The following is a 1653-nucleotide window of genomic DNA, read 5'->3' as shown; positions in this document are numbered from 1 at the left end:
CAAGTTATGCTCAATGTGATTTGAGATGATTTAAGGCTTCTCAAAAGACCAATTACTCTTTAAAGGATAGGTCCATCTGGCGAAAGTTTACAGGAAGTCGCTACCGTAATTGTAGATCCTAATAGAAATCCTTTAAACCCGCGGATGTCATTTATACAATCATCAACTTCTGATTTTTTGTAATACTTTTTAACATCAATGCCAGCAATTACAGAAGAGAATATTGCCGTTATTGATATTGACGGTTGGCCTGTAAGTATCGTTGAATTAACTAAGTCAGTCGTTAAAGCCGCATCTGCCATTTTAGACGCAACTTCGTCACCTTTAATTCTATCATAAGATAAACCTAAAGTATCCAAAGCGATGCAATTTGATGCTACCAAAGAAATAAGTAAGATGAATTTCGGTAAATTTTCCTGAATCATAAACGCTCCAATATTTGGCAATCGAATGAAATGACTATCATTTTATAAATATTTAATTTATCAAGTTTGGGATTTATCATCGTCGACGAAAGGCTTCGAGAATTTATCTTGATAAACGTGGTGAACGGAGATATGGAGGCTTGCTCCATTGTATTTACCATTAGATATATCGGTTAATAACTTCTTTGGATCCAAATTCTTTCCCCAATGATGAGAGACAAAATGGACGTGGTTTCCCCATTTCCAATGTTGGCGTTCAAAAGGTGAAAGGTCGTGACTTTCAAAAGAAAATAAATACCATTTATTCTTCCTGAAGAAATGGACGCCTGGAGTTCGCAAGAGAGGCCGATTCTGAGTGAAATGATCTATTCTTTCCTGGGAGATATTTTTGCTCGAGTCAAATTAGGCATAAGAGGTGTAAAGGTCGAACATCTTAAGCAAACTTGGAAATGAATCGGACGGAAATGTAAATAACGTTAATTGAATTTACATTTCCGTTGAAAATCTTTAAGGAAGGTTTAGTCTGATCTTGCAGGCAATAGCCTATAATCTCAATACTCGATCCCATAAAATCAGGGAAGGGGATAATGAAGAAAAATACTCAAAAATTATTTTTATCTATCTCATAGTCAAAATCCTTACCAGGCTGATTTATTGGTAATGAATTTGTAATATAACTCCCCCTTTTTTCGTGTTCTAAAACTCTCCGTGCTCTTCTGAGAAGGGTTTTTATACCTCATTTGAGTATTTTTGTTAAACGAATTTGAACGAGTTTTATTAATAAATAATTAATTTTTAATATTAAATACTAATTATATGATGAAATATTTCCAGATTGATTTGATTAAGGTAGTTCGAAATAAATTCTGAGCTTGGAATTCCAGGCGATTGTTTTGTATAAAACTAAAAATTATTCCTTAAGGGGTATTAAGTGTCAAAATCAAAGATTACTTTATTAAACATTCTTCTAATTTTCTGCACAATGTCCGTATTTTCATTGGGTTGTGATGGTGGTTCCAGTGGTACGAATCCAGCACTACTCGCTCTTCTGAAAACTTGCAAATCTGATTCTCTTAGCTGGACTGCACGTTCGGCAAGTGCAGCGAGTGGTTGGTGGGGTATTGCGTATGGAAAAGGTCTTTTTGTCGCGGTAGGGGATAGTGGCACGAACCGAGTTATGACCTCTCCTGACGGAATTACCTGGACCTCTCGAACTGCCGCCGAAAAC

General features: G+C 35.9%; 1 protein-coding gene and 1 pseudogene. One reads left to right on the top strand and one right to left on the bottom strand.

Annotated features, from left to right (window positions below; translation table 11 throughout):
* Nucleotides 1-59: 59 nt before the first annotated feature.
* On the bottom strand, nt 60-425 hold the full coding sequence (locus EHQ64_RS16640; RefSeq protein ID WP_135650931.1) for a TIGR04452 family lipoprotein: 366 nt from the start codon (nt 423-425) through the stop codon (nt 60-62).
* Between the two features lie 931 nt (nt 426-1356).
* Between EHQ64_RS16640 and EHQ64_RS16635 the strand changes: the two are divergent.
* Nucleotides 1357-1653 (top strand): annotated as a pseudogene (locus EHQ64_RS16635) (hypothetical protein); the annotation flags it as partial.

It is taken from the genome of Leptospira sarikeiensis, from assembly GCF_004769615.1.
GTDB lineage: Bacteria > Spirochaetota > Leptospiria > Leptospirales > Leptospiraceae > Leptospira_B > Leptospira_B sarikeiensis.
This window is presented reverse-complemented; position numbering and strand designations above follow the sequence as displayed.

Coding starts and splice junctions, on each gene's coding strand:
- EHQ64_RS16640 (WP_135650931.1), bottom strand. CDS start 425: ATGATTCAGGAAAATTTACCGAAATTCATCTTACTTATTTCTTTGGTA.